Genomic DNA, 19622 nt, shown 5'->3' on the forward strand with positions numbered 1-19622 from the left:
ATGAAAGCCGTGGGTAAAGAAGTCACCATTGTCATGGTCGAAGACGACGAGGGTCACGCCCGTCTGATCGAAAAGAACGTGCGTCGGGCCGGCGTCAACAACGAGATCGTGCCCTTCACCAACGGCACCGATGCGCTGGACTATGTGCTGGGCAAGGATCGTAGCGGCAAGATTTCAGAAGACCGCTACCTGTTGATCCTGCTCGACCTCAATCTGCCCGACATGTCGGGTACCGATATTCTCGACCAGATTAAATCCAATCCGCACACGCGACGGCTCCCGGTCGTCATCCTCACGACGACGGATGACGAACGCGAAATCCAGCGCTGCTACGATCTCGGGGCCAATGTCTATATTACCAAACCTGTCGATTACGACAATTTCGCCAACGCCATTCGCCAGCTCGGACTGTTCTTCTCCGTCATGCAAATCCCCTGATGGCGGTCAGGCGATGAGCTTCAGCGTTCTCTATATCGATGACGATGCTGCCATTGCCCGGCTGGTCCAGAGGCATATGGGACGGCTTGGTCATGAGGTGTCGCATGCCGAGAACGCCGAAGACGCGCTTGAACTCCTGAAGACGGCAGCATTCGACGTCGTCGTGCTCGATCATTACCTGCGCCAGACGACCGGCCACGACGTGCTCGGCCGCATGCGCGATGCCGAGATCGATGTGCCGGTGGTCTATGTCACCGGGTCCAACGAGGCGCAGGTCGCGATTGAGGCGATCAAGGCGGGTGCTGCGGACTACGTGATCAAGACAGTCAGCGACGACTTCCTGTCACTCTTGTCGAGCGCGATCGAGCAGACGGTCGCCAACGCCCAGCTGCGTGCAGCGAAGGCCCGCGCCGATGAAGAGATCAGACTTGGTAAGGAACGTGCCGAGGCGCTGCTGGCCGAGGTCAACCATCGCGTCGCCAACTCGCTGGCGCTGGTCGCCAGCCTGCTCAGGCTGCAGATCTCGGCGGCCCGCAGCGATGAAGTGAAGGCGGAACTGGCAGAAACCCAGGCGCGCATCACGGCAATCGCCGGCATGCACCGCAGTCTCTACACCTCCGACGACGTCAGCCGGGTGGAGCTTGATCGTTACCTCAACCGTCTCACCGTTGAGCTCTACAATTCCCTGCACAGCGCCGAAAAGCCGGTGCGCCTGCTGCTCGATGCCGATCCCATATCTCTCAGCGCCGACAAGGCGGTTTCGGTCGGCATGATCGTCACCGAACTCGTGACCAACGCCTTCAAATACGCCTATGCGACCGGCCAGCCGGGTGACATCAGGGTGCATCTGAAAACGATGGGCAACGGCGAGGCGCTGCTCCGGGTCGAGGACGACGGGGTCGGCATTGATCCTCAGAGCGCGCCCAAGGGAACCGGCCTCGGGAGCCGGATCGTCAAATCCATGGCCTCGACGCTGGGAGACGGTCTGCGTTATCTCGAAGGCACCCGAGGCACCGTTGCGGAAGTCCCGCTCAAGCTCGACAGCGGAGCTTGAGCCGCGTTTACCACTCCGGCGTCCAGTGATTTGCCAGCGACCCGATTTGCGTTAGGGTCGCGCGGCAAAGATTAGGGGTTCTTCTTCATGAGCTTGGTCGGAAAGCGGATTTTGCTTGTTATCGCGGGCGGCATAGCCGCCTACAAGAGCCTCGACCTCATCAGGAGGCTCAGGGAGCGCGGTGCGAGCGTGCGGCCCATCATGACGCGTGGGGCACAGGAATTCGTGACGCCGCTTGCTGTTGGCGCGCTGTCGGCCTCCCATGTCTATACCGAACTCTTCTCCCGCGAAGACGAGCAGGATGTCGGCCATATCCGGCTGGCGCGCGAATGCGATCTCGTGCTCGTCGCACCCGCGACCGCCGACCTGATGGCGAAGATGGCGAACGGGCTGGCGGATGATCTTGCATCCACAGTGCTGCTTGCGACCGACCGTCCCGTGCTGATTGTCCCTGCCATGAACCCGAAGATGTGGGCGCATCCGGCAACACAGCGGAACCACGCCACACTGCAACGTGACGGCATCAAGGCCATCGGCCCGATGGAAGGCGAGATGGCGGAAAGCGGCGAGCGCGGACGCGGGCGCATGGCCGAGCCGATCGACATCGCGGACCGTGTCGAAGACATGCTCTCCGGGCCGAAACCGCTTGCGGGCATGACAGCCGTCGTGACCTCGGGCCCGACGCATGAACCGATCGATCCCGTACGCTACATCGCCAATCGCTCCTCGGGCAAGCAGGGCCACGCGATTGCGGCAGCCCTTACCCGCCTGGGCGCCGAGGTTACCCTGGTCTCCGGCCCCGTGACCATTGCCGATCCCGCGGGCGTTCGCACCCAGCATGTGGAGCGGGCCGAGGAGATGCGCGATGCCGTGCTCTTGGCACTTCCGGCCGACATCGCGGTCATGGTTGCCGCCGTCGCCGACTGGCGCGTTGCGTCCTCGGCGGAGCAGAAGATCAAGAAGCAGCCCGGCGAGGCGCCGCCGCCGCTCGAACTCACGGAAAACCCTGACATCCTCAAGACCGTCGGCCATCATCCTCAGCGCCCACGGCTCGTTGTCGGCTTTGCCGCAGAGACCCAGAATGTCGAGGAAAACGGCCGCTCCAAGCTTGAGCGCAAGGGTGCCGACCTGATCGTCGCCAATGATGTCTCGCCCGAGACCGGCATCATGGGGGGCGATCGCAACCGGGTGAAGCTGATTTCCCGCGACGGGGTCGAAGCCTGGCCTGATCTCTCGAAAGACGAAGTGGCCGAACGGCTGGCACTCTGGATCGCGACCCAGATCGGCGGGACAGGCGCATGAGCCTCTTTACGCGCGCCGGCTTCGAGGCCTTTGTCCAAGGGTTTGCCGGCACAACACAGGTCGACCAATGGGACAGCCGTGTCGCCAAGGTCGGAGACAAGGTCTTTGCGCTGCTCACCAACAGTGAAAGCCGGTTGACGTTCAAGGTCAGCGAAGAAAGCTTCGAGATCCTGACATCGCTCAGAGGCGTGTCACAGGCGCCCTATTTCGCCAAGCGCAAATGGGTCAGCGTCGAACCGGACAGCGAGCTCGGCGAAGCCGACCTTATGGAATATCTCACCCGCTCCTATCGCACGGTCAGTGCGTCGCTGACCCGCAAGCTGCGCGCCGAACTCGGCATCGTCGAGTAAAGCTGTGATCAGACCGCAGCCATCGCCGGCTGACGGATCTGCTCGACCCGTGTGCGCTCGACGTCAGGCTTGAACTCGGCGGCATCCAGACCGTTTTCGCTGAGGATCACGGCACTGCCTGCGGGAATTTCCACCCAGGTATCCGTCTCGTCGTTCAGCGGCTCCGACACGAGACAGAAGCTGCCCTTCGGCCCCATGGGCGCTGCAAACAACGTTGGAGCATATTCGTCCGTCGAGTAGCGCACGGCATAGAGCGTCTTGCCATCGGAAAAGGCAGCCGTCATGCGGATGCGGGCGGTGCCGGTCAGATGCAAGCTGATCTGCTCGACGAAGCCGACGGCCTCGCTCATGGCCGCGATAGGGCGCTCACGCAATCCGAACTGAAGGGCCAGCAGGAAGAGCAGTTCGCTGTCGGTCGTGCCAACACGGGCATGGAAATGCTCATCGTCCAGCATGCCTTCCATCGGCCGGCGGATGCGATCGAAATTGTCGATCTGGCCGTTGTGCATGAAGGACCAGTTCCCCTGGACGAAGGGATGGCAGTTGTCGCGGCGGGTGGCGCCATGGGTTGCAGCGCGGACATGCGCGAGAAACAGCGGCGAGCGAATCTGGCTTGCGAGGCTCTTCAGATTGCAGTCGGACCAGGCCGGCAGCACATCCCGGAAGCGGCCCGGCTCGGGGCGGTCACCATACCAGGCGAGACCGAAGCCATCGCCGTTGGTGGCGGTCTTGGCGCGGGTTGCGCAATGCGATTGCTCGATAAGGGAATGCGCAGGCGAGGTCACCAGCTCCTCGAGGAAGATCGGAACACCACGGTAAGCTGCCCAACGACACATATGAATTCTGCCCCAGGTCCATCGACCGACTGCGAATCTTCGGTAGTCTTCGCCCGATAGACTAATGATTTGCAAACATCGCATCCTTCATGACAAAATTTTGTCGGGCAGTGCAACATTCTTCCTGCTGTCGACTGGCACAAAAGTGAACACTGCGTTCTGCCCGGCGGGCCTGCGTGCCATGGTTCTCTCGCCTATATTGCTTCCCAAGCAACGAGCCCGTTCCCCGAGGAGGTCCGCCAATGTCCATTCGCCCTGTCAAGCATGAGAGCCGCGCCACGCCGACCATGGAAGGCGCCGGCGTCAAGCTGCACCGCGTCTTCGGGTTCGGCGATCCCTCGATGACCGACCCCTTCCTGATGATGGACGACTTCCGCAACGACGAGCCGATGGACTACGTCCGCGGGTTCCCCTGGCATCCGCATCGCGGCATCGAGACGATCACCTATGTGCTGGCCGGCACCGTCGAGCATGGCGACAGCCTGGGCAACCAGGGCATGCTGGGCGCTGGCGACCTGCAATGGATGACCGCGGGCAGCGGCATCCTGCACCAGGAAATGCCAAAGGGCGATTTCGCGGGGCGCATGCATGGCTTTCAGCTCTGGGCCAACCTGCCCTCCTCACTGAAGATGACCAAACCGCGCTACCAGGACATCAAGTCGCCCGAGATCCCCGTCGTCATCGATGACGACGGCACGGCGGTGCGCGTGATCTGCGGCGACTTCTGGGGCAAGAATGGCCCGGTAGACGGCATCGCCGCTGAACCCGTCTATCTCGACATCTCCGTGCCGCCGGGCAAGCGCAAGACCTTCCCGGTCGACACCTATCGCTCGGCGTTTGCCTATATTTTTGCAGGCTCCGGCTCGTTCCGGGACGCGTCCAAGCCCTTCGGCGTCAAGGTCGAGAAGGAATATATGGGCGAAGAGCTGAATATCCGCGACCTCTCCGGCAACCGGACGCTTGTCGTTTTCGACACCGGCGACGAGATCACCGTTCAGGCCGGCGAACAGGGCATCCGCTTCCTGCTGGTCACCGGCAAGCCGATCAAGGAGCCGGTCGCCTGGCATGGTCCGATCGTCATGAACACGCGGGAAGAACTTATGCAGGCGATGAAGGAGCTGCAGAACGGAACCTTTATCAAGGCCGATCATTAACCCCACGCAGTCAAGTTCACTTCAACCCGGCGTCTCCAGCGCCGGGTTTTCTTTTTTGTCTGCATACACCGCCTCAGAGATCAAGTCTGTGCAGGCGCCGGCCAGAGCGCGTGGAAATGATGCACCGGCCCATGTCCTGAACCAACGGTCAGCGCATCGGAACGCCGAACAGCCTCCGCCAGCCAGGCCTTGGCAACATGCACGGCCTCCTGTGGCTCCAGCCCCTTTGCCAATTCGGCAGCGAGCGCGCTCGACAGAGAACAGCCAGTGCCATGCGTATTGCGCGTTAGGATCCGTTCCGCCTCGAACCAGGTCACCTGGCCATCCGCAACCAGCACATCCGGGCTTTCCGGACCTGCCAGATGGCCACCCTTTAGCAACACCGCCCGGGGTCCGAGTGCTGTCAGCCTGATGGCCTGGGATTCCATGATGCGGCGGTCGAAAGCCTCGGGATCACCGAGCAGGGCTGCAGCCTCCGGCAGGTTCGGCGTCAGGAGCGTCGCGAGCGGCAACAAGTCCTCCGTCAAGGCCGCGACCGCATCCGGATCAAGCAGCGATGCACCGCCCTTAGCGATCATGACGGGATCGAGAACAACAGGGATGCCGCGATAGGCTTTCAGTGCTTCGGCGACGGCCGAGGCAATGCCAGCATTGGCGATCATGCCGATCTTCACCGCATCGACCCTGACATCGGCAAAGACCATGCGGATCTGCTCGGCGACAAAACCGGGATCGAGCGGCACGACGGCCGAGACGCCCGTCGTGTTCTGCGCCGTCAGCGCCGTGATAGCAGCCATTCCGTAGCAACCGCGGGCCGAAAAGGCCTTGAGATCGGCCTGGATGCCCGCCCCACCGGAAGGGTCGGAGCCGGCGATGGTCAGCACGTTGCGGATGATGGATGATCTCATGTCTGCGTCTCCCAAGGCGGCGGAGACGCAGCGGGCACAGCGCGGATTATCTTGCGCGACACCCGAGCGACTCCCTCCGCCAGCATGATCTGGTTCAGGTTCAAAGGGTGCTTCTCAGCCCGGCTTGCGCCAGACGCCCCTGTCTCTCAGGCGCCAGACTATGCCACAGCATCGTTCCTGTCACCTGGGTCTCTCGTCATTCCCATTCAGCGTTTGCAGCCGAGGAGCAGAGCCGCTAGGGAGGCCGGGATATCCAACCGACCCGAGGAGAGATTGCCTTGCATCACGCGCCAGACCGCCTTTTCGATCGCTCCTATGATGGCTTTCTCTTTGACATGGACGGAACGCTGCTCAATTCGATCGCCGCTGCCGAGCGCGTCTGGAGCCTCTGGGCACTGAAGCACGGTCTGGATCTCGAAACCTTCCTGCCGACCATGCATGGCAAGCGCGGGATCGACACCATCAGCGCCCTGAACCTGCCCGGCATCGATGTGGTGAAGGAAGCGCTCGAGGTGGAGCGCGGCGAGATCGAGGATCTCGACGGTATCGTGCCGATCCCCGGCGCCATCGACTTTCTGAAAAGCTTGCCCGCCGAACGCTGGGCGATCGTGACCTCGGCTCCATCAGCCCTTGCCCGCGCCCGCATCGGGGCCGCCGGCCTGCCACAGCCGCTGCAGATCGTGACGGCGGAAGACGTGAAGATCGGCAAGCCTGATCCGGCCGGCTACCGGCTCGGTGCAGAGCGGCTCGGTTTCGCTGCATCGCGCTGCCTGGTGTTTGAGGATGTGCTGGCAGGCGTCAGAGCCGGAGAAGCGGCAGGGGCAGATGTCGCCGTGATCACGGCGACGCACGCGCATCCGCTGGAGACGTCCCATCCGACGATTGCGAGTTATGAGCAGCTGAGGGTGGAGTTCGACGCGTCCCGGGGACTGCGGATCAAGGCGGCAGAATAAGCCGACCCGGCGGCGACGGGAATTCCGTCACCGCCCTCGACCAAACTCACGCCGCCTTGGCGACGTGATACTCCTTGATGGCGACCATCTTGATCGCGGGGTAACGTTCGGACTCGTAGCGCAGCGAGAACTGGTCCTGCGCCATGAAGACCGGGTCGCCGTCGAGATCCCGGCAGATATCGCCACGGCGCTGGGTCATGAACTTTTCCAGATCGTCCTTGTTCTCGGCCGAGATCCAGCGGCAGACGGAGAAGCGGGACATTTCGAAGGACACCGGCAGGCCGTATTCGCCCTGCAGTCGCTCCTTCAGGACGTCGAGCTGCAGTGCACCGACGACGCCGACGATGGCCGGCGAGCCGTCTTCCGGCGAAAAGAGCTGCACCACGCCCTCTTCCGCCATCTGCTGCAGCGCTTCCTTCAGCTTCTTCGCCTTCATTGCATCTTCCAGACGCACACGGCGCAGGATTTCCGGCGAGAAGTTCGGCACGCCCTGGAAGACGAGGTTTTCGCCTTCGGTCAGCGTGTCGCCAATGCGCAGCGTCCCGTGGTTCGGGATGCCGACGACGTCACCGGCATAGGCCGTATCCGCCAGCTGACGCTGCGAGGCGAAGAAGAACTGCGGCGCCGTCAGGCCCATCTGCTTGCCGGTGCGGGCCAGGCGCGCCTTCATGCCGCGCTCGAGCTTGCCGGAGCAGATGCGGGCAAAAGCGATGCGGTCGCGGTGGTTCGGGTCCATGTTGGCCTGGATCTTGAAGACGAAGGCGGTCATCTTGTCTTCGGCGGCATGCACCGTGCGGGTGTCAGCCACCTGGTCGCGCGGCGGGGGCGCATAGGCACCCAGCGCATTAATGAGGTCGCGGACACCGAAGTTGCGCAGTGCCGAGCCGAAGAAGACAGGCGTCATGTGGCCTTCGAGGAAGCTCTGGCGATCGAAGGGCCGGCAGGCTTCGCGGGCAAGTTCGAGCTCGTCGATGAAGGTCTGGCGCTCGTTTTCGGGCAGGTTCTCCGCCACGCTCTGCGGACCGTTGACCTTGAGCGGCTCGACCTGGGCATCGCCGCCCCGATAGGTGTTGTTGGCCAGATTATAGGAGCCGCAGAAGGTCTTGGAACGGCCGACGGGCCAGGTGATCGGTGCCGTGTCCAGCGCCAGCTTCTCTTCGACCTCGTCGAGGATCTCGAAGGGGTCGCGGCTTTCGCGGTCCATCTTGTTGATGAAGGTGATGATCGGAATGTCGCGCATGCGGCAGACCTCGAACAGCTTCAAGGTCCGCGGCTCGATACCCTTGGCGGCGTCGATGACCATGACGGCGGCGTCGACGGCGGTCAGCGTGCGATAGGTGTCGTCGGCGAAGTCTTCGTGGCCAGGCGTATCGAGAATGTTGAAGACATGGCCTTCATATTCGAAGGTCATGACCGAGGTCACGACCGAAATGCCGCGCTCGCGTTCGATCTTCATCCAGTCCGACCGGGTCTGGATGCGATCCTTCTTCGCCTTGACTTCACCGGCAAGCTGAATGGCACCGCCGAACAACAGCAGCTTTTCGGTCAGCGTCGTCTTACCCGCATCCGGGTGCGCGATAATAGCAAAGGTGCGGCGGCGGGAGACCGCCTCGGCGAGCGTTTCAGCCATATCTCAGGAGTCCTTCTGGTCGGGCGGTTATCTAGCGTTTCGACGGCCAATATGCAATTGAGCGCGACAAACAAAGGAATCTCGCCATGGCTGCCATCCGCACCGACATCCTCGGCCCCGTGCTCAACCTCAAGCGTCTGCCGCATGGGCAAGGGCTTGATCTGCCCGCCTATGAAACGGCAGGAGCGGCGGGAATGGATCTGAGGGCAGCGGTGTCCGATGCGGAGCCGCTGGCGCTTGCCCCGGGCGCGCGGGCGCTGGTGCCGACCGGCTTCATCATGGAGATCCCTGAAGGCTTCGAAGCCCAGATCCGCCCACGCTCGGGTCTCGCCTTCAAGAACGGCGTGACATGCCTCAACACACCCGGCACGATCGACAGCGACTATCGCGGCGAGGTGAAGGTACTGCTCATCAACCTCGGCCAGGAGGATTTCGTCATCACCCGCGGCATGCGCATCGCCCAGATGGTGATCGCACCGGTGACGCAGGTGCGCGTGACCGAAGTGACCGAGACGAGCGACACGGCGCGCGGTGCCGGCGGCTTTGGGTCGACGGGGGTATGAAGATCCAATGCGGGAAACGCTGACGCTGCGAGAAGGCTATTTCGAAGATCCGAACGCCTTCCGAGCGCTCGCGGACCTGCTGCAGGACGTGTTCGGCATTGACATCGGGCTGCAGAGCCGCTTCGGCGGGCCAGATCCGTCCTCGATGCCCTTTGGCTATTTCGACGGCGCTGGCCGTTGCGTTGCCAATTTCTCAGTGTTTTCCATACCGCTTTTCATAAAAGGGCGTGTCGTCAAGGCGGCTGGGTTTCAATCGGGTGCCGTTCGCCCTGCGTTTCGTGGACAAGGGCTCTATCGCGATCTGATGCAGCGCGCCTTTGCCTGGGTCGACAAACAGGGTTTCGAGGCCGGCTTTCTTCTAACCGGCAAGCCGGAACTCTATCACGACTATGGTTTTCGAGTTGTGCCGCAATTCTGCTTCTGCGGCGAGGTCACACAAGCGGTGCCTGCGGACGCCGAGGCGCGGGAAATCGACTTGGAAAACCAGGACGACGTTGCGCTTGTCTTGAGGATCCTCGCCGATCGGGAGCCTGTCTCTCGTCAGCTTTCCGTTGTGCGCCAGTCCGAAATGTTTCTGCTCAATGCCGCGCTCGATCCGGAGATCAGGCTGAGTTACTTGCCCGGCTTCGACGCCATCCTTGCCTGGAAGCTCCGTCGCGGCACATTGCAAATGCTCGATATCGTCGCCCGCCAGATACCGTCGATGTCAGAGATCCGCGGCGCATTGAGTGTTCCGCACGACCGCATCGAGGTATTCTTCCCGACCGACCGTCTCGAATGGAGCGGGAACACCAGACCGTATGATGGGTCGTGCGCCCTGATGGTCAGCGGGCTTCAGCCATCCGACATCCCGACTCCCAGCATGTTGTCGCCGATGGCTGATTTCTAGTGCTTGTCACAGGACCGGCGGCAGGCGCCGCTTGAGGGGCGTGGACTTGACCATTGCGGTATTGGTCTGCGCCTTCTCGGTGATCCGGTCGTGGACCCGGTCGAGATCGGCCATGTTGCGCACGGCCACGCGGCACACAAAGCAGTCGTCACCGGTAATCTTGTCACACTCGATGATCTCTGGCGTTTCCAGAATGATCTTCTCGACGATATGCAGCATGCCCGGCAGCGGACGCACGCGCATGATGGCCTGCAACGGATAGCCGAGAGCATCGAGAGACACGTCTGCGGCATAGCCTAAGAGAACGCCACGCTCTTCCAGACGGCGCAGACGCTCGGAACAGGCGGGTGACGAAAGACCGGCGCGTGCTGCCAGTTCTTTCAGCGACAGCCGAGCATCGTGCGCGAGGGCGTCAACGATTTTGCGGTCTGCCGTATCCAACACTTGAGGAAAATTAGGATTCATCGCCGATCTCCTGCGCATAATTCCGCAGATGCGAGACTACACCTAATTTGCGCAAAGGAAATCCCGACTTTCCAGGCATAGACTGCGGAAAACTCGGAGATCGACCATGAACCATGTTACGAAGCGCGGAATCTTAGACATGACCTTTGCGATGGTCATGTCCGGCACGATCGGCTGGTTCGTGCTGCAATCGGGCCAAAGCCCCTACAACGTGGTCTTCTTCCGCTGCCTGATCGGCGCTCCGGTTCTCGCCTTGCTCTGCTTTCACCTGAGGGCCTTTTCCAGTTCGGGCCTCGATGCGAGGCGTATCCTGATCGCGGCCGGTGGCGGTGTGGCGCTGGTGATGAACTGGCTGCTGTTGTTTTCGGCCTATCCGCTGGCCTCGATCTCGGTGACCACGATCGTCTACAATTTTCAGCCCTTCATGCTCGTCGGGCTTGGTGCGCTGTTCCTCGGGGAGCGCGTGGGCGCCGCCAAACTCGGCTGGATGGGTCTGGCCTTTGCCGGAATGCTGGCGATGACAGTGAGCGGAACATCCCTCAGCGGTCATGCGGGCCAGGGATATCTCACAGGCATCCTGCTCGCGCTTGCGGCCGCCTTCTGCTATGCGGTGGCCGCCTTTGTCACCCGGCGGCTGCGCAGCACGTCGCCTTATGTCATCGCCCTTGTCCAGGTTCTTACCGGTATCGTCATCCTTGCGCCCCTCGCCGATTTCAATGCACTGCCGAGCTCGCCGCAGAGCTGGGCCATGGTGGCGACCATCGGGGTTGTGCACACCGGGGTGATGTATGCCTTCCTCTATTCGGCGATCCAGAAGCTCCCGGTCGTGCTGACGGGCACGCTCTCCTTCCTCTACCCTGTCGTCGCCATCCTGGTGGATATCCTGGCCTATGGCCATGTGCTGACGCCCGGACAGGCGCTGGGCGGCGCGGCGATCCTGCTTGCCGCCGTGGGCACAACCCTCAACCTCACGCCACGACATCTTCTACCCGGAACCCGAAAGGCCTGACATGATCACCTGCAGCCTGCGTTATGAGATCGATCCCTACAAGCTCAAGGAGTTCGAGCACTATGCGGCCCTCTGGATCCCGCTGGTCAATCGGCTCGGCGGCAACCATCACGGCTATTTCCTGCCGCATGAAGGGGCAAACGACATCGCGCTTGCGCTGTTCAGCTTTCCGTCGCTCGCGGCCTATGAGGCCTACCGCGCGGCGATGGCGGCAGATGCCGAGTGCCAGGCGGCCTTCGCCTATGCCGAGGAGACCCGTTGCATCCTGCGTTACGCACGCAGCTTCATGCGGCCGCTGTTCTGATCGTCAACGCTGCGCTTCCGTGACCATGCGGATGGCGAGAGCCGCGAGCACCGTGCCCATGAGCCAGCGCTGGACGACCATCCAGAGGGGGCGACCGGCCAGGAAGAGGGCGATGGAACCGGCAGAGAGCGCGATCAAACCATTGACCGTGACGCTGATCACCACCTGGGTGAAGCCGAGCGCCAGGGACTGGATCAACACGCTGCCACCAGCGGGATCGATGAATTGCGGCAGCAGCGAGAGATAGAGCACGGCGACTTTCGGGTTCAGCAGGCTAGTGACGAAGCCCATCAGGAAGAGCTTTCGATTGCTGTCGGCGGGCAGGTCGCGGACCTGGAAGGGCGAGCGGCCGCCGGGCTTCAGCGCCTGCCAGGCCAGCCAGGCCAGATAGAGAGCACCGGCAATTTTGAGCAGGTCATAGGCGAAGGGGACTGCGAACAGCAGGACCGTGAGCCCAAGCGCCGTCAGCAGCACATAAACGACGAAGCCGAGGGCCACTCCCGCCAGCGAAACGAGGCCCGCCATCGGCCCCTGACAGATCGAGCGCGAGACGAGATAGATCATGTTCGGCCCCGGTGTCAGCACCATGCCAAGGCAGATCAGGGCAAAGGCAAGCAGCATGGCGGCGCTGGGCACAGGGGCGTTCTCCGAGAGGTCCTTCATGACTATGCGTGTCCGCCAGCGACCGCAAACGAGATCGTGTCATCGAGACAAGTCCGCCGGAACGCACGATCGCGACGACGGCGGACGTCATGGTACGGCCACGCCAACGATGTCGCAGGCGACATCCGGCGCCGGGGTTTGTGCCGCGTGTATCGCCGTGGATCTTGCGCAAGAGCTGTAATCCAGGCGCTTTCCTATCCCTCTCAAATTTAATAGAACGGCTTGTGAGCGGAAGACCTCCATGACACTGACGACCATCATCGCTTATTGCGGCGCGCTGTTCATTGCCGCCGCCATCCCGGGACCCGGCATGACCGCCATCGTCGCGCGGGCGCTGGGGTCCGGATTTCGCCCGACCTTCTTCATGGGGCTCGGGCTCATCCTCGGCGATCTCGTCTATCTGACCGCCGTCATCCTCGGGCTGTCCGTCTTGGCGAAAACCTTCGTGACGCCCTTCCTGATCCTGAAATTCCTGGGTGCCGCCTACCTCGTCTATGTCGCCTGGAAGCTCTGGACATCAGGTCTTTTGCCGCAGGACATCAAGGCAGAGCGCGCCATGCGCCCGTCCATGTCCTTCCTCTCAGGCCTTCTGGTGACGCTGGGCAATCCGAAGACCATGCTGTTCTACGTCGCTCTTGTCCCGACGCTGATCCCGCTCGAGGCGATCGGACTTGCCGACTACATCCTGCTCGTCGGCCTGACCTTCGTCGTGCTGATGGCGGTGCTTCTGCCCTATATCCTGCTCGCGGCTCAGGCGCGCGGGCTCATGAAGCGTCCGGAAGCGCTGAAAGTCCTGAACCGAAGTGCTGCCGGCATCCTTGCCGGCACCGCCGCCTATATCACGGCGCGCGCGGCCTGATCGGCACGCGGCATGAAACAAACAGGCGGCAGGCGCTTTTCTCACCAGGAGACGAATGCGACCGGGCCCACGGAGCAGATTTTTCCACGGATCAAGCTCGCCGCGGCATGGCTATGCTGGCAAGGACCGGTCGGCGGGCGTAAGCTCGCGCCAACCAAATCATAAGGGAGACACCGATGACTGAGCAGAAGAAACCCGGCCGCGGACGCGTCTATGGCTCGATCACCGAGACGATCGGCGACACCCCGATCGTCAGGCTCGACAAGCTCGCCAAGGAAAAGGGCGTGAAGGCGCATCTGCTCGCCAAGCTCGAATTCTTCAACCCGATCGCCTCCGTCAAGGATCGTATCGGCGTTGCCATGATCGAGAGCCTGGAAGCCCAGGGCAGGATCGTGCCCGGCAAGACGGTTCTCATCGAGCCGACCTCCGGCAATACCGGCATTGCGCTCGCCTTTGCGGCAGCGGCAAAGGGTTATCGCCTGATCCTCACCATGCCGGAGACCATGTCGATCGAGCGCCGCAAGATGCTGGCCCTGCTCGGCGCCGAACTCGTCCTGACCGAGGGCGCAAAGGGCATGAAGGGCGCCATTGCCAAGGCACAGGAACTGGCCGAGACGACGCAGGACTCGATTATCCCGCAGCAGTTCGAGAACCCCGCCAATCCGGAAATCCATCGCAAGACGACAGCCGAGGAAATCTGGAACGACACCGACGGCCAGATCGACTTCCTCGTCTCCGGCATCGGCACAGGCGGCACCATTACCGGCACCGGCCAGGTGCTGAAGAGCCGCAAGCCCGAGATCAAGGTCGTCGCCGTCGAGCCGGCCGACAGCCCGGTTCTCTCGGGTGGCAATCCCGGCCCGCACAAGATCCAAGGGATCGGCGCGGGCTTTGCGCCCGCCATCCTCGACACCCATGTCTATGACGAGGTCGTCACCGTGACCAATGACGAAGCCTTCGAGCATGCACGTCTCGTTGCTCGCCTCGAGGGCGTACCGGTTGGCATCTCTTCGGGCGCCGCGCTGACGGCAGCGATCAAGCTTGGCCAGCGTGAAGAAAATGCCGGCAAGACGATCGTCGTCATCATTCCGTCCTTTGCCGAGCGCTATCTGTCGACTGCGCTCTTTGCCGGTCTCGGCGAGTAAGCCACCGAAGGGGCGCCGGGCAACCGCCGGCGCCTCCTCACCCCTCGATTGCAGCCGCCCCATTCCCCGGCTAGAGTAGCTCACAACAGGTCGACTGCAGTCCTGAAGGGCCCCCATGCGTGCATTACTTCACCGCCTGCCTGCGTTTGCCTCCGTTCAAGAGCGACTGTCGACAAGCAGCTTGATCGCGACCTATGTCGCGAGCCTCATCGTCTTCGCAATGGCACTGGCGATCCGCGCCTGGTTCGACCCCGTGCTACCCGCAGGCTTCCCGTTCCTCACCTTCTTTCCCGCAGTGATCATCTGCGGTTTTGTCTTCGGCGTCCGGCAGGGCCTGATCGTCGCCACGCTCTCCGGCCTTGCGGCCTGGTTCTTCTTCATCAGTCCAGGGCGCTTCGACTTCTCGCTTGGCACCTTGCTCGCCATGGGGCTCTACCTTTTCGTCGTCGCCACCGACCTGACGCTGATCTACATGATGAAACAGGCCTATCGTCAGGAGATCGGCACACGCGAGGAGGTTCAGCGGCTGGCCGAACAACAGGAGGTCATGGCCCAGGAACTGGACCATCGCCTCAAGAACATCTTCGCCACCATCAATGCGATCATCAGCCTTTCCCTTAAGAATGCCTCAAGCGCCGACGAGCTGGCCGCACGGCTGCGCGACCGACTGACTGCGCTCGGCCGCTCCAACCTCCTGCTGCGGGGTCTTCGCGAAGGCGAGGACGCCTCGCTGCAAAGCGTCGTCTTCCAGGCGCTCGAACCCTTCGCTATCGTCGGCACACCCCGCTTCACAGCGCATGGTCCGCGCGTCCCGATCGGCGGCCAGACCGTCGTCGTGCTCAGTCTGATCCTGCATGAGCTCGGCACCAATGCCGCAAAATACGGCGCCCTCAGTGTCGGCCATGGCCAGGTATCCCTGATCTGGGACATCGAGACCGACCAAGACGGAACCGAGCAACTCGTGATGCGCTGGAGCGAAAGCGGCGGTCCGCCACCCCTTACGCCACAGCCGGGATCGGGCGGTTTCGGCTCGACCCTCATGAAACGCGTCATCGCTGGCGTGCGCGGCCACACGGAGATCGCCTATCCGGAGACCGGAGCCGAGGTGCGCCTCACGCTTCCCGTCGACATGCTCCGCCCGACGGCCGTGCCGGCCTGATCCACTCTTCCTCTTCCTGCCCCGTTCCTCCTATCCCTTCCTCCTACAGGCCGCCAGTCACGCGGCCGCTGCCAGCCGCTCGGAGGCGATGCGGTAAGAAATCGCCTCGGCCAGGTGAATCCGCCCCAGGGTTTCCACCCCATCGAGATCGGCGAGGGTCCGCGCCACCTTCAGCACCCGGTGATAGCCGCGCGCCGAAAACCGGAATTTTTCGGCAGCATCGCGCAACAATTGCAGCCCCGAGGCATCTGGCTCGGCCAGCGTCTCGATCAGGGCCGTCGAGCAGCGGGCATTGGTGCTGAACGGAAGGCCCAGACGCTCGAAACGATCTCGCTGACGGGCGCGGGCCGAGGCCACACGTTTTGCGACCTCCGCACTGCTTTCGGCCGCACGGGGCCGGATCAGGTCCGTGGCCGAGACGGCGGGCACATCGATGCGGATGTCGATGCGGTCCATCAGCGGCCCCGAGATGCGGCCCTGATATTCGGTCTGGCAGCGGATGCCGCGCGCGCAGACATGGCCAGGCTCGCCTGCCATGCCGCAACGGCAGGGATTCATGGCCGCCACCAGCTGAAAGTCGGAGGGGTAGGAGACCCGGTGGTTGGCGCGGGCGATGATGCATTCGCCGGTCTCGAGCGGCTGGCGGAGCGCATCGAGCACCGGCGGCGCGAATTCCGGCAGTTCGTCGAGGAAGAGAATGCCATGATGGGCAAGCGACGCCTCGCCGGGCTTGGCCTTCAAACCGCCGCCGACCAGAGCTGCCATGGTGGCGGAGTGATGCGGCGTGCGGAATGGCCGGCGATCGGAGAGCTTGCCGCCCGAAAGTTGCCCCGCGATCGAATGGATCATCGAGACTTCGAGCAGCTCAGTCGCCGAGAGTGGCGGCAGGATCGAGGGCAGGCGGGCAGCGAGCATCGACTTGCCCGAGCCGGGCGGGCCGACGAAAAGCAGATTATGCCCGCCGGCGGCGGCGACCTCCAGCGCGCGCTTGGCGCTTTCCTGGCCCTTGATGTCAGCCAGATCCGGCAGGTTGGCCGCGGGTGCCCGGATCGATGGTTCCGGCCGGGAGAGCACCTGCGTGCCCCTGAAATGATTGGCTAGCGCAATCAGGCTGCGCGGGGCGAGGATATCGATCTCGCTGCCGGCCCAGGCGGCCTCGGCACCGCTGTCGGCCGGGCAGATCAGGCCCTTGTCCATGGCATTGGCGCTGATGGCCGCGGGCAAAGCCCCCGCGATCGAGGCGATCGTACCATCAAGATTGAGTTCTCCGATCACCAGAAAGCCCTGGAGCGCATCACCCGGGATGGCGCCGAGCGCCGCCATCAGGCCGAGGGCGATCGGTAAATCAAAGTGAGAGCCCTCTTTCGGCAAATCGGCTGGCGCGAGATTGACCGTCACCCGCTTGGCAGGAAGCGCCAGTCCCGACGCATGCAAGGCCGCCTGGACCCGTTCGCGGCTTTCGGCCACCGCCTTGTCCGGCAGACCGACGATCTGCATGCCCGTCTTGCCGGGCGCGACCATGACCTGAACTTCGACGGGCACACCCTCGATGCCCTGGAATGCAACCGTACTGACACGCGCTACCATTGCCCGCCCTCGTCGATCGACCTGAAGTCACCGCTGCAACTTCATATTGCGTGTGGCGACGAGAACAATCTCGCATAAGACGAGGGGGTGCGCAAGAACATTTGCGGAACACCTGCATCTTCAGATAGGTTTCAGGTTGCATCCAGTTGAACAACTGGCACAAGCCTCGAACTTCCAAAGAGGATTCAGTCGGTTAGGCCCGCTTGCGCTCGATGGCATCCCAGAGAAGTGCTGCGATATCGGCGCCACCGAATTTCTTCACCTCGCGGATGCCAGTCGGTGACGTCACGTTGATCTCGGTCATGTAGTCGCCGATGACATCGATGCCGACAAGCAGGAAGCCACGCTCACGCAGAGCGGGGCCGATGCGGGCGCAGATTTCCCGCTCGCGCGCGGTCAGTTCGGTCGGTTCCGGTCTGCCGCCCGCATGCATGTTGGAGCGGGCATCATGTTCGGCAGGAACGCGATTGATTGCGCCGACGGGCTCGCCATCAACAAGGATGATGCGCTTGTCGCCCTTGCGCACCGCCGGCAGGTAGCCTTGCGCGATAAAGGGTTCGCGGAACATCTGGCCGAACATTTCCATCAGCGAGGAGAAGTTGCGATCGTCGCGGGTCGAGTGGAAGACGCCGGCGCCACCATTGCCGTAGAGCGGCTTCAGGATGATGTCGCCCTGCTCCTCACGGAACCGGGCAATCTCGGCCGGATCCTTGGTGATCAGGGTGGGCGGCATCAGGTCGGCGAATTCGGTAACGAAGATCTTTTCCGGCGAATTGCGCACCCAGGCCGGGTCGTTGACGACGAGCGTCTTCGGATGGATGCGCTCGAGCAGATGGGTCGAGGTGATATAGGCCATGTCGAAGGGCGGATCCTGCCGCAGCAGGATCACATCCATGGTCGAGAGGTCGACACGCTCAGGCGCGCCGAGGGTGTAGTGGTCGCCCTTGACGTCGCGCAGTTCCATGGGCTCGACGGTTGCAAAGACCTTGCCGTCGCGCATCGAGAGCCGGTCCGGCGTGTAATGGAAGAGCTTGTAGCCACGGTTCTGGGCCTCGATGCTCATCGCGAAAGTGCTATCGCCCGCGATGTTGATCGTGGATACGTGGTCCATCTGGACGGCGACGTTTCTGATATTGGCCATGAGCTATCCCCTGCGATTGCCCAGCAGATTTAGGCGGCGCGCCGCGCGAAGGCAACGCCGCCGACCTTGAATTTTGCTGAAGCGATGGTGAAGCGCTCAGGCGAAGACCCGCTCGGCCTCCTGCGCGACCGGCTGCGCATCCGAAGGCGGCAGACCTGCGTCCAGCCGGCGCCCCGTATCGACGGAGAAGACATGCAGCTTGGACGGGGAAATGCGCAGCGGAAGCCGCTCGCTCAACTCGACATGCGAAGCGATGACCGCAGTCATCGGCTGACCTGCGACCAGACCATGGACCAGACGCTGGGCGCCGAGTTCCTCGACATAGTCGATGGCGAGCGAAAACTGAGCATCGTTCTCATGGGTCAGAACGAGATCCTCGGCGCGCATCCCAAGACGGACCGGGCCTTCCGACCAGGCGCCGTCCACCGGGAGCGCGATATCCGCGAAGTGAAGCTGTCCGCCTTCGATGCGGGCATCGACGAGGTTCATGGCCGGCGAGCCGATGAAGCTTGCGACAAAGGTGGAGGCCGGGCGATTGTAGACCTCAAGCGGCGTGCCGATCTGCTCGATGCGACCGCCGTTCAGGACCACCAGGCGATCAGCGAGCGTCATGGCTTCCAGCTGGTCGTGGGTGACGTAGATCGCGGTGGTCTTCAGCCGCTTCTGCAGCTTGCGGATTTCGCCGCGCATGGTGACGCGCAGCTTGGCGTCGAGGTTCGACAGCGGCTCGTCGAAGAGGAAGACAGCCGGCTTGCGGACGATGGCGCGGCCCATGGCGACGCGCTGGCGCTGGCCACCAGAGAGCGCCCTCGGCTTGCGGTCGAGATATTTCTCGATCTCCAGCATCTTGGCGGCTTCTGCGACGCGGGCGGCGATTTCCGTTTTCGGCGTGCCGCGGTTCTTCAGGCCGTAAGCGAGATTATCGTAGACGGTCATATGCGGATAGAGCGCATAGTTCTGGAAGACCATTGCGATGTCACGGTCTGCCGGCTCGACTTCGTTGACCACGCGGTCGCCGATCGAGATCGTGCCTTGCGAGATTTCCTCAAGCCCTGCCACCATGCGCAGCAGCGTGGACTTGCCGCAGCCCGAGGGGCCGACGAGCACGATGAACTCGCCGTCCTCGATCTGGATATCGACGGTATCGACAGCCTTGGCACCGCCCTTGTCGTAGATCTTGCAGACTTCGTTGATGTCGATGGACGCCATGATC

General features: G+C 62.7%; 21 protein-coding genes and 1 riboswitch. Of the genes, 13 read left to right on the top strand and 8 right to left on the bottom strand.

Going from position 1 to position 19622, the window contains the following annotated elements:
• From BSY240_RS12100 to BSY240_RS12115, 4 genes are all read left to right on the top strand, one after another.
• Entirely contained in the window at positions 1–438 is a 438-nt protein-coding gene (locus BSY240_RS12100) for a response regulator (protein ID WP_069042470.1), read from the top strand.
• A 13-nt stretch (positions 439–451) separates the two neighbouring features.
• Positions 452–1492 (top strand): sensor histidine kinase, encoded by a 1041-nt coding sequence (locus tag BSY240_RS12105; protein WP_069042471.1) that lies wholly within the window; start codon positions 452–454, stop codon positions 1490–1492.
• Between the two features lie 87 nt (positions 1493–1579).
• A complete protein-coding gene (coaBC, locus tag BSY240_RS12110; protein WP_069042472.1) occupies positions 1580–2794 on the top strand; it encodes a bifunctional phosphopantothenoylcysteine decarboxylase/phosphopantothenate--cysteine ligase CoaBC in 1215 nt (404 codons plus the stop codon).
• The gene (locus BSY240_RS12115; RefSeq protein ID WP_069042473.1) at positions 2791–3144 is read left to right on the top strand and encodes an MmcQ/YjbR family DNA-binding protein; all 354 of its coding nucleotides are present in this window, start codon (positions 2791–2793) and stop codon (positions 3142–3144) included. Before coaBC ends, BSY240_RS12115 begins: the two co-directional genes overlap by 4 nt.
• An 8-nt stretch (positions 3145–3152) precedes the next feature.
• Here BSY240_RS12115 and BSY240_RS12120 read toward each other — a convergent pair whose 3' ends face one another.
• On the bottom strand, positions 3153–3980 hold the full coding sequence (locus BSY240_RS12120) for a class II glutamine amidotransferase (RefSeq protein WP_054151210.1): 828 nt from the start codon (positions 3978–3980) through the stop codon (positions 3153–3155).
• 242 nt (positions 3981–4222) lie between these two features.
• Here BSY240_RS12120 and BSY240_RS12125 point away from each other — a divergent pair, with 242 nt between their 5' ends.
• Positions 4223–5134 (top strand): pirin family protein, encoded by a 912-nt coding sequence (locus BSY240_RS12125; protein WP_069042474.1) that lies wholly within the window; start codon positions 4223–4225, stop codon positions 5132–5134.
• An 80-nt stretch (positions 5135–5214) separates the two neighbouring features.
• Here BSY240_RS12125 and thiD read toward each other — a convergent pair whose 3' ends face one another.
• Positions 5215–6030, bottom strand: coding sequence for a bifunctional hydroxymethylpyrimidine kinase/phosphomethylpyrimidine kinase (gene thiD / locus BSY240_RS12130; protein WP_069043955.1), 816 nt, complete (start codon positions 6028–6030; stop codon positions 5215–5217).
• A 66-nt stretch (positions 6031–6096) separates the two neighbouring features.
• Positions 6097–6193: riboswitch (TPP riboswitch) on the bottom strand.
• 127 nt (positions 6194–6320) lie between these two features.
• On the opposite strand from thiD, the gene BSY240_RS12135 reads away from it, so the two are divergent.
• Positions 6321–6995 (top strand): HAD-IA family hydrolase, encoded by a 675-nt coding sequence (locus tag BSY240_RS12135; protein ID WP_150127462.1) that lies wholly within the window; start codon positions 6321–6323, stop codon positions 6993–6995.
• 46 nt (positions 6996–7041) lie between these two features.
• Here the strand turns inward: BSY240_RS12135 and BSY240_RS12140 are convergent, their stop codons facing one another.
• Positions 7042–8625 carry a peptide chain release factor 3 gene (locus BSY240_RS12140; protein WP_054151212.1) on the bottom strand — a complete coding sequence of 528 codons (1584 nt, stop codon included), beginning with the start codon at positions 8623–8625 and terminating at the stop codon, positions 7042–7044.
• 86 nt (positions 8626–8711) lie between these two features.
• On the opposite strand from BSY240_RS12140, the gene dut reads away from it, so the two are divergent.
• The gene (dut, locus tag BSY240_RS12145) at positions 8712–9188 is read left to right on the top strand and encodes a dUTP diphosphatase (RefSeq protein WP_069042475.1); all 477 of its coding nucleotides are present in this window, start codon (positions 8712–8714) and stop codon (positions 9186–9188) included.
• A 7-nt stretch (positions 9189–9195) separates the two neighbouring features.
• Positions 9196–10077, top strand: a complete 882-nt coding sequence (locus BSY240_RS12150) for a GNAT family N-acetyltransferase (protein WP_069042476.1) — start codon at positions 9196–9198, stop codon at positions 10075–10077.
• Positions 10078–10083: 6 nt separating this feature from the next.
• On the opposite strand, the gene BSY240_RS12155 is transcribed toward BSY240_RS12150, so the two are convergent.
• Positions 10084–10542: an Lrp/AsnC family transcriptional regulator gene (locus tag BSY240_RS12155; protein ID WP_150127463.1), complete on the bottom strand. Its 459-nt coding sequence runs from the start codon at positions 10540–10542 to the stop codon at positions 10084–10086.
• Positions 10543–10648: 106 nt separating this feature from the next.
• Here BSY240_RS12155 and BSY240_RS12160 point away from each other — a divergent pair, with 106 nt between their 5' ends.
• Together BSY240_RS12160 and BSY240_RS12165 are read left to right on the top strand one after the other, a co-directional pair.
• Positions 10649–11551 (top strand): DMT family transporter, encoded by a 903-nt coding sequence (locus BSY240_RS12160; RefSeq protein ID WP_069042478.1) that lies wholly within the window; start codon positions 10649–10651, stop codon positions 11549–11551.
• Between the two features lies 1 nt (position 11552).
• Positions 11553–11855 (top strand): NIPSNAP family protein, encoded by a 303-nt coding sequence (locus BSY240_RS12165; RefSeq protein ID WP_069042479.1) that lies wholly within the window; start codon positions 11553–11555, stop codon positions 11853–11855.
• Positions 11856–11858: 3 nt separating this feature from the next.
• Here the strand turns inward: BSY240_RS12165 and BSY240_RS12170 are convergent, their stop codons facing one another.
• The gene (locus BSY240_RS12170; RefSeq protein WP_442855984.1) at positions 11859–12518 is read right to left on the bottom strand and encodes a LysE family translocator; all 660 of its coding nucleotides are present in this window, start codon (positions 12516–12518) and stop codon (positions 11859–11861) included.
• 241 nt (positions 12519–12759) lie between these two features.
• Between BSY240_RS12170 and BSY240_RS12175 the strand changes: the two genes are divergently transcribed.
• The 3 genes from BSY240_RS12175 (at position 12760) to BSY240_RS12185 (ending at position 15681) form a co-directional block, all read left to right on the top strand.
• Positions 12760–13377, top strand: a complete 618-nt coding sequence (locus BSY240_RS12175) for a LysE family translocator (RefSeq protein WP_069042480.1) — start codon at positions 12760–12762, stop codon at positions 13375–13377.
• Between the two features lie 176 nt (positions 13378–13553).
• On the top strand, positions 13554–14522 hold the full coding sequence (cysK, locus tag BSY240_RS12180; protein ID WP_054151220.1) for a cysteine synthase A: 969 nt from the start codon (positions 13554–13556) through the stop codon (positions 14520–14522).
• Positions 14523–14637: 115 nt separating this feature from the next.
• On the top strand, positions 14638–15681 hold the full coding sequence (locus BSY240_RS12185) for an HWE histidine kinase domain-containing protein (protein WP_069042481.1): 1044 nt from the start codon (positions 14638–14640) through the stop codon (positions 15679–15681).
• Between the two features lie 57 nt (positions 15682–15738).
• Here BSY240_RS12185 and BSY240_RS12190 read toward each other — a convergent pair whose 3' ends face one another.
• The 3 genes from BSY240_RS12190 to BSY240_RS12200 form a co-directional block, all read right to left on the bottom strand.
• The gene (locus BSY240_RS12190; protein ID WP_069042482.1) at positions 15739–17268 is read right to left on the bottom strand and encodes a YifB family Mg chelatase-like AAA ATPase; all 1530 of its coding nucleotides are present in this window, start codon (positions 17266–17268) and stop codon (positions 15739–15741) included.
• 193 nt (positions 17269–17461) lie between these two features.
• Positions 17462–18409 (bottom strand): glutathione synthase, encoded by a 948-nt coding sequence (gene gshB / locus BSY240_RS12195; protein WP_069042483.1) that lies wholly within the window; start codon positions 18407–18409, stop codon positions 17462–17464.
• A 96-nt stretch (positions 18410–18505) separates the two neighbouring features.
• A complete protein-coding gene (locus BSY240_RS12200) occupies positions 18506–19618 on the bottom strand; it encodes a sn-glycerol-3-phosphate import ATP-binding protein UgpC (RefSeq protein WP_069042484.1) in 1113 nt (370 codons plus the stop codon).
• Positions 19619–19622 lie beyond the last annotated feature (4 nt).

The sequence above is a fragment of the Agrobacterium sp. RAC06 genome (genome assembly GCF_001713475.1).
Classification (GTDB): domain Bacteria; phylum Pseudomonadota; class Alphaproteobacteria; order Rhizobiales; family Rhizobiaceae; genus Allorhizobium.